Raw genomic sequence first — 7,695 nt, forward strand, 5'->3', positions numbered from 1 at the left:
TTTCCCATCTTCAGATTGCCTTAAGACGCGAAGGGCAGGGTGGCGCTGTCTGTTCACGGCGGGATGAATGAATCGTCCGCCGGCCACTCCCTTGCACGAGGCTCCTCACCCATGACCCAAAACTCAACCACCCAGCGCTACACAACACTGTCGATGACCCTGCACTGGCTGATGCTTGCGCTGTTTGTCGGCGTCTATGCCTGTATCGAAATCAAAGGCTTGCTACCCCGAGGGAGCGCGCTGAGAAGCCTGCTCCTGGGCGGGCATGCGCTATTCGGCGTGGGGATTTTTGTGCTGGTGTGGCTGCGCTTGCTCGGCCGACTGGCTCCGCGCCCGGCGATCCTGCCACGCCCACCGGCCTGGCAAACGGCGCTGTCGCACCTGATGCACCTGGCGCTGTACGGGTTGATGATCGTCACGCCGCTGCTGGCGTGGTTGATGCTCAACGCACAGGACAAACCGCTGCCGTATTTTGCGATTCCTTTGCCGTCGCTGGTAAACCCGGACCCGGACCTCGCACGGCAATTCAAACACTGGCACGAATGGCTGGGCAGTGCCGGTTACTGGCTGATCGGACTGCACGCGGCGGCAGGGCTGTTTCACCATTACTGGGTCCGTGATAACACCCTGGTACGCATGTTGCCCAAGCGCTTCGAACCTTGAAGAAGTGATCGGAATGCCAGGTTGGTTCCACCCTGGCATTCATCCATGGTTTCAACACTCAATCATCACAATCGACGGAACATGAGTTGATGAAACGTTTAACCAACCCTAAAAAACGCTACGCAAGCGCTTGCTTAAAGTTTTTTATCTGATTAGAGTCATTTTCAATCAGGTCACCAGCTGAAACATTTTCGGCGTTGACCCAGGTAAAAAAATAAAAAAAGCCGGGGTTGCACATGCACACTTTGTCTTGCCAGTCAGTCCGCATCGCCGTGGGCGTCACATCATCGGTGAGGTCTCAGCCATGAGCCTCGTACCGCAGCCATTGCCCCTCCTCGAAATGCACGGCATCAGCAAGACCTTCAGCGGCCTGCGGGTGCTCAAGAACGTCAGCCTGAAGGTCTACCCCGGTGAAATCCACGCCCTGATGGGTGAGAACGGCGCCGGTAAATCGACCTTGATGAAGATCCTCTCCGGTGCCTACCAGGCCGATGACGGCGGCACCATCCGCATCGATGGCCAGCCTGTCGCCAGTTACAACCCAGCCTCCGCCAAAGCCCTCGGCATTGCCGTGATCTACCAGGAACTCAGCCTGTGCCCGAACCTGACGGTGGCCGAGAACATCTACCTGGGCCGTGAACTGCGCCGTGGCTGGACCATCGACCGCAAGGGCATGGAAACCGGGGTGGCTGAAGTGCTGGCAAGGCTTGGCGCGGAGTTCCTGCCCACCACCCGCGTCGCCAGCCTGTCCATCGCCGAGCGCCAATTGGTAGAAATCGCCCGGGCGCTGCATGCCCACGCGAAAATCCTGGTGATGGACGAACCCACCACGCCGCTGTCTTCCCGGGAAACCGACCGCCTGTTTGCGCTGATCAAACAGCTGCGCAGCCAAGGCTTGGCGATCATCTACATCAGCCACCGCATGGCGGAAATCTACGAACTGTCGGATCGGGTCTCGGTGCTGCGGGACGGCGAGTACGTCGGCGAACTGGCGCGGGACGTGCTGTCGGCCGAGGTGCTGGTGAAGATGATGGTGGGCCGCGACCTTTCCGGTTTCTACAAGAAAGAACATGCCGCCTACGACCCCGGCCAGGTGGTGATGCGCGTGCGTGACATGGCCGACGGCAAGCGCGTGCGCCATTGCAGTTTCGACCTGCACGCCGGTGAGGTGCTGGGCATTGCCGGGCTGGTGGGCGCTGGCCGTACCGAACTGGCGCGGCTGATCTTTGCGGCCGACCCGCGTACTTCGGGCACCCTGGAAGTGGTCGGCAAGACCGTGACCCAACTGCGCAACCCGGCGGATGCGATTCGTGCCGGCGTGGTGTACCTCACCGAAGACCGCAAGGCCCAGGGCCTGTTTCTTGACATGAGCGTGGCCGACAACATCAACGTTTGTGCCTGTGTGCCGGATGCCCATGCCGGCGGTGTACTCAACCGTGGCCACGCGGCACAACGCTCACGCGATGCGATCAAGTCCCTGTCGATCCGCGTGGCCTCGGGCAAGGTCAATGTCGGCAGCTTGTCCGGCGGCAATCAGCAGAAGGTGCTGCTGGCCCGACTGCTGGAGGTCAAGCCCCACGTACTGATCCTCGACGAACCCACCCGTGGCGTGGACATCGGCTCCAAATCCGAGATCTACCGCATCATCAACCAACTGGCCAAGGCTGGCGTAGGCATCGTGGTGATCTCCAGCGAGCTGCCGGAAATCATCGGCACCTGCGACCGCGTGCTGATCATGCGCGAAGGGCAATTGGTAGCCGAAGTGGGCGGGGCATCGGGGCTGGATATTTCCCAGGAGGCGATCATCGACCTCGCCACCGGCAGCGAGCAGGTGGCCGCCCATGGCTAATTCAACTACGAGCGGGAGCAACACCATGACTGTGGCAACGATCGGCAAGGCTGAGCGTATTCGCGAACTGATGCGCACGGTAGGCATGTTGCCGGTGCTGGTGCTACTGCTGGTGGGCTTTGCCCTGGCCAGCGAAAACTTCATGACGGTGCAGAACCTGTCGATCATCACCCAGCAGGCGTCAGTCAACGTGGTGCTGGCGGCGGGCATGACCTTTGTGATCCTCACGGCGGGCATCGACTTGTCGGTAGGCGCGATTCTCGCGGCTTCGGCCGTGGTCGCGCTGCAAGCCTCGATGTCGCCGCAATTCGGCATGTTCGGGATTGCCGCCGGGGTTGGCTTCGGCCTGTTGCTTGGCCTGGTCAATGGCGGCCTGATCGCCTTCATGCGCCTGCCGCCGTTTATCGTCACCCTCGGTGCGCTGACGGCCATGCGCGGTTTGGCACGCCTGTTGGCCGACGACAAAACCGTGTTCAACCCTGACCTGCCATTCGCCTTTATCGGCAACGACTCAGTGCTGGGCGTGCCCTGGCTGGTGATTATCGCCGTGGCCGTCATCGCATTGTCGTGGTTCATCCTGCGGCGCACGGTGATGGGGGTGCAGATCTACTCCGTGGGCGGCAACCCGGAAGCGGCGCGGCTGTCGGGGATCAAGGTGTGGAAAGTCCTGCTGTTCGTCTATGCCATGTCCGGCGCGTTGGCCGGGCTGGGCGCGGTGATGAGCGCGTCACGCCTGTTCGCCGCCAATGGCCTGCAACTGGGGCAATCCTATGAGCTGGATGCGATTGCCGCGGTGATTCTCGGCGGCACCAGTTTTACCGGCGGCGTCGGCACCATCGGCGGCACGCTGATTGGTGCGCTGATCATCGCGGTATTGACCAACGGCCTGGTGCTGCTGGGGGTGTCGGATATCTGGCAGTACATCATCAAGGGCATCGTGATCATTGGCGCCGTGGCGCTGGATCGCTATCGCCAGTCCGGTGCGCGGACCTGATTTCACTCAAACAACAATCACAAGAGAGTCATCATGAACTTCAAACGCATGTTTCCTGTTGTCGCCTCCCTGGGCGTTGCCGTGTTGATGTCCCAAGCCGCAGAAGCCCGTGAACTGAAAGCCATTGGCATCAGCATGGGTTCCCTGGGCAACCCGTATTTCGTGACCCTGGCCGACGGTGCCACGGCCCGGGCCAAGGAGCTGAATCCAGCGGTCAAGGTCACCTCGGTGTCGGCTGACTATGACCTGAGCAAGCAGTTCTCGCAGATCGACAACTTCATCTCGTCCAAGGTCGACCTGATTTTGCTCAACGCCGTGGACCCGTCGGCCATGGCCTCGGCCATCAAGAAAGCCCGTGATGCCGGGATCGTGGTGGTGGCGGTGGACGTGGACGCCAAGGGCGTGAATGCCACGGTGCAGACCGACAACGTCGAGGCCGGCAAGCTCGCCTGCCAGTTCATCGTCGACAAGCTGTCGGGCAAGGGCAACGTGATTATCCAGAATGGCCCGCAGGTCACCGCCGTGACCGATCGCGTCAAAGGCTGTAAAGCCGCGCTGGCCAGTGCGCCGGATATCAAGGTGCTGTCAGATGACCAGGACGGCAAAGGCTCCCGCGAAGGCGGCTTAAACGTGATGCAAGGCTACCTCACACGCTTCCAGAAAATTGACGGCCTGTTCGCGATCAACGACCCGCAAGCCATCGGCAGCGACCTGGCGGCCAAGCAACTGAAACGCAGCGGCATCATCATCACCTCCGTGGACGGTGCGCCGGACATCGAGAATGCCCTGAAGACCGACACCCTGATCCAGGCCTCTGCCAGTCAGGACCCATGGGCCATGGCCCAGACCGCGGTTAACGTCGGCAATGACATTCTCAATGACAAACAACCCGCCGAAGCGGTTACCCTGCTGGCGCCAAAATTGATCACCCGCGACAACGTCGGTTCCTACAGCGGTTGGTCCAGCAAACATTAAAAGCGCGCAGGAGTGAACACCGTGGCAACCATGGAGGATGTGGCAAGAATTGCAGGGGTGTCGACGTCGACGGTTTCCCACGTCTTGAACGGCACCCGCAAGGTCAGCCCGGACACGGTGCAAGCGGTGCAGAGCGCGATCCGGCAGTTGGGCTACATCCCCAACACGCTGGCGCGCTCCCTGGCTCGATCCACCACCAATACCATTGGCGTGGCGATCTCGGCGCTGTCCAACCACTACTTCAGTGAAGCGGTGCACGCGATTGAAACCGAGTGCGCCAAACACGGCTACATGATGCTGTTTGTCGATACCCACGACGATCCCGAGCAGGAGTTGCGGGTGGTCACGACGCTGCACCATCGACGGGTGGACGGCATTCTGCTGGCGCCGTCTACCGGTTCCCTGGCCCTGGAATACTTGCAGGCCAATGAAGTGCCGGCAGTGCTGGTGGACCGGATGATGAGCGATCGCTTTGATCAGGTCGGGGTGGAAAACACCTTGTCGACCCAGGCTTTGGTGGCGCACTTGATCGAGCATGGCCACCGGCGCATCGGCTTTATTTCCGGGCGTGTGGGGCTGGGTACTTCCGATGAGCGCGTGGCCGGCTACCAAGCCGCGCTGCAAGCGGCGGGGTTGCCCTTTGAGCCGCAGCTGCTGGTCAATGGTGGTTCCAGCAGCGAGCCGGCGCGGCAAGCCACGGCCCAGTTATTGGCCCTGGAGACGCCGCCCACGGCAATCATGGCGGGTAATAACCTGATGACCCTGGGGGCGATGCACGCCTTGCGTGATGCCCATATCGACGTGCCCGGGCAAATGGCCCTGGTGGGTTTCGATGATTTTGAATGGGCGGACTTCTTCGTGCCGCGCCTGACCCTGATCGCGCAGCCTGTCCAGGAACTGGGCGCCCGTGCGGTCAACCTGCTGCTTGAGCGCATGGCGTCGCCCAAGCGTAAAACACACAGCGTGCGGCTCGCGCCCACCCTGAAGATTCGTAATTCATGCGGCTGCCCCTGATATGAACAACCCGGTTTCCCTTGGCATTGATCTCGGCACTTCGGAACTCAAGGCGATCCTGATGGACGAGCAAGGCCGCGTCCTCGCTCGTGCGGGGGCACGGCTGACGGTCTCGCGCCCGCACCCAGGCTGGTCCGAGCAGGCGCCTGAGGATTGGTGGCAAGCGTGCCTGAAGGCCCTGGACCAACTGCGCATTGATCAGCCGGATGCCTATGACCGTGTCGGCTGCATCGGTTTGTCCGGACAGATGCACGGGGCGGTATTGCTGGGGCAAGACGACCGGGTGTTGTACCCGGCGATTCTCTGGGATGACTCCCGTGCCATGGCCCAGGCTGAAGCGTTGGGCAGTGAGTTTGCCGACGTCACCGGCAGCTTGCCGATGGCCGGTCTCACGGCGCCCAAGCTGCTGTGGTTGCAGGAACATGAGCCGGCGGTATTCAGCGCCATTGATTGCGTGCTGTCGCCCAAGGACTATCTGCGCTTGCGCTTGAGTGGTGAGCGCGTGAGTGATGTGTCTGATGGTGCGGGGACGTTGTGGCTGGATGTGGCCAACCGTGAATGGTTTGAACCGATGCTGCAGGCAACGGGTTTGCGATTGGCGCAGATGCCACGGCTGGTGGAAGGCGGTGCGGCCAGTGCTTGTTTGAATGCGGCGGCGGGGCGACTGGGCTTGGCTGAGGGGCTGGTGATTGCTGGCGGTGGCGGGGACAACCCGGTGGCGGCGGTGGGCATTGGGGCGGTGAATGCGGGTGACGCGTTTATCACGTTGGGGACGAGTGCGGCCATCGTGGCGATTACTGATCACTCGGCGGGGAATCCGGCGAGTGCGGTGCATAGTTTTTGTCATGCGTTGCCTGGGCGTTGGTACACCATGGGGGCGATGCTGGCCGGGGCCAGTTGCTTGCGTTGGGTGACGCGGTTGACGGGGTCGGTTGATGAGCAGGCGCTGCTGGATCGGGTGCAGACCGAGTTGCCTATCGGGCAGGTTGTGCCGGTTTCCAATCCGTTGTTCCTACCGTATCTGGCCGGTGAGCGTACGCCCCATAACGACCCGCTGTTGCGGGGTGGGTTTATGAACCTGGGGCATGATTGCACGCCGGCTATGTTGGGGTATGCGGTGATGGAAGGGGTTGGGTTCGGGCTGTTGGATGCGCTGAGTGCGGTGCAGTCGGCCGGCGCCTCGGTGGGGGCTTGTGCGTTGGTGGGGGGTGGGGCCCGCAGTGAGTATTGGGCGCAGTTGCTGGCCAATATTCTTGGGCGGGAGATCTATACGTTGCAGGGCAGTGAGTTGGGGGCGTGTATTGGTGCGGCGAAGTTGGGGTTTGTGGCGAGTGGGCGGGGTATGGAGTTGTTGCAGGCGGGGATGCCGGTGAAGCAACGGTTTTTCCCGGACGGCGCTCAACAGGCTGTTTTGCAGGCGCGTTATTTGAAGTTTCGGGGGTTGTTGGGGGCGGCTAAGGCTTTGCACGATTAGCTAAGTTTTGGGTGTATATCCGTTATTTGGGTAACGGCTGCTATTGGTTCCGCCCTTACGGCGGCTCACTTTTGAAGAGCGCAAAAGTAAGCAAAACGCTCTTGCCCCACCACTCGGCACCTCGCCTAGGCTCGGTGTGCCCTTGCTCCGGCTTTGGACCGTGGGCCGCCGTCATGGGCCATCCTTGGCCCAGGACGGCTAACCTGGCGTCCTGCCAGGTTACCCACGCTCCAAAGCCTGCGTTCGGCCAGCGTGGTTTAACGGGGCGCCTAAGATCAAGATCAAAAGCAAGATCAAGAGCACAGCGGCCTACCGGCCGGCTTGAGTGTTAAAAGCAAAGGCAAAATCTAAAGCGGGCACGGTCAAATGTGGGAGCTGGCTTGTCGGGTCGCCGCATCGCTGCGACGGCATCACCTCGGTTTATCTGAAAAAACCAGTTGTCTGCGATCTATGTAGCAGCCTGGGTCAATAACCAGTCGCGGAACACCTGTACTTTTGCCAGCTCGCTAGACTCTGGCCGGAACACAATATCGTAGGCCAGGGCCACGGCGCTTTTGACCTCGCCAAACGGGCGGATCAGACGCCCGGATGCCAGGTCGTCGCGCACCATGACGCTGCGGCCTAGCGCGATGCCTTGTCCTTCGATCGCGGCGTGACTGCCGGGCGTAACTGATCGAAAACTCAGCGTGTGGCGAGGGAGCTTGCTCCCGCTGGGCTGCGCAGCGG

At 61.4% G+C, this 7,695-nt stretch carries 7 protein-coding genes; 6 read left to right on the forward strand and 1 reads right to left on the reverse strand.

Annotated features, from left to right (window positions below):
* Positions 1 to 111: 111 nt before the first annotated feature.
* The 6 genes from D109_RS0127685 to xylB all read left to right on the forward strand — a co-directional run bounded on the left by D109_RS0127685 (position 112) and on the right by xylB (position 6,969).
* Entirely contained in the window at positions 112 to 663 is a 552-nt protein-coding gene (locus D109_RS0127685) for a cytochrome b (RefSeq protein ID WP_017479764.1), read from the forward strand.
* A gap of 304 nt (positions 664 to 967) precedes the next feature.
* The gene (locus D109_RS0127690) at positions 968 to 2,512 is read left to right on the forward strand and encodes a sugar ABC transporter ATP-binding protein (RefSeq protein ID WP_026078263.1); all 1,545 of its coding nucleotides are present in this window, start codon (positions 968 to 970) and stop codon (positions 2,510 to 2,512) included.
* A gap of 25 nt (positions 2,513 to 2,537) precedes the next feature.
* Positions 2,538 to 3,506: a hypothetical protein gene (locus D109_RS0127695; protein ID WP_003209708.1), complete on the forward strand. Its 969-nt coding sequence runs from the start codon at positions 2,538 to 2,540 to the stop codon at positions 3,504 to 3,506.
* Positions 3,507 to 3,539: 33 nt separating this feature from the next.
* Positions 3,540 to 4,481 (forward strand): ABC transporter substrate-binding protein, encoded by a 942-nt coding sequence (locus D109_RS0127700; protein WP_017479766.1) that lies wholly within the window; start codon positions 3,540 to 3,542, stop codon positions 4,479 to 4,481.
* A 21-nt stretch (positions 4,482 to 4,502) separates the two neighbouring features.
* Positions 4,503 to 5,495: a LacI family DNA-binding transcriptional regulator gene (locus D109_RS0127705; RefSeq protein ID WP_026078264.1), complete on the forward strand. Its 993-nt coding sequence runs from the start codon at positions 4,503 to 4,505 to the stop codon at positions 5,493 to 5,495.
* A 1-nt stretch (position 5,496) separates the two neighbouring features.
* A complete protein-coding gene (xylB, locus tag D109_RS0127710) occupies positions 5,497 to 6,969 on the forward strand; it encodes a xylulokinase (RefSeq protein WP_017479768.1) in 1,473 nt (490 codons plus the stop codon).
* A 448-nt stretch (positions 6,970 to 7,417) separates the two neighbouring features.
* Here the strand turns inward: xylB and D109_RS1000000133390 are convergent.
* On the reverse strand, positions 7,418 to 7,695 hold a 278-nt coding region (locus D109_RS1000000133390), incomplete at its 5' end, for a LysR substrate-binding domain-containing protein (RefSeq protein WP_026078265.1).

The sequence above is a fragment of the Pseudomonas sp. PAMC 26793 genome, assembly GCF_000313235.1.
Taxonomy (GTDB): domain Bacteria; phylum Pseudomonadota; class Gammaproteobacteria; order Pseudomonadales; family Pseudomonadaceae; genus Aquipseudomonas; species Aquipseudomonas yamanorum.

Excerpts from the sequence above, each read along its gene's own strand:
- D109_RS0127700 (WP_017479766.1), top strand. The coding sequence starts at position 3,540 with ATGAACTTCAAACGCATGTTTCCTGTTGTCGCCTCCCTGGGCGTTGCC.
- D109_RS0127690 (WP_026078263.1), top strand. The coding sequence starts at position 968 with ATGAGCCTCGTACCGCAGCCATTGCCCCTCCTCGAAATGCACGGCATC.
- xylB (WP_017479768.1), top strand. The coding sequence starts at position 5,497 with ATGAACAACCCGGTTTCCCTTGGCATTGATCTCGGCACTTCGGAACTC.
- D109_RS0127695 (WP_003209708.1), top strand. The coding sequence starts at position 2,538 with ATGACTGTGGCAACGATCGGCAAGGCTGAGCGTATTCGCGAACTGATG.
- D109_RS0127685 (WP_017479764.1), top strand. The coding sequence starts at position 112 with ATGACCCAAAACTCAACCACCCAGCGCTACACAACACTGTCGATGACC.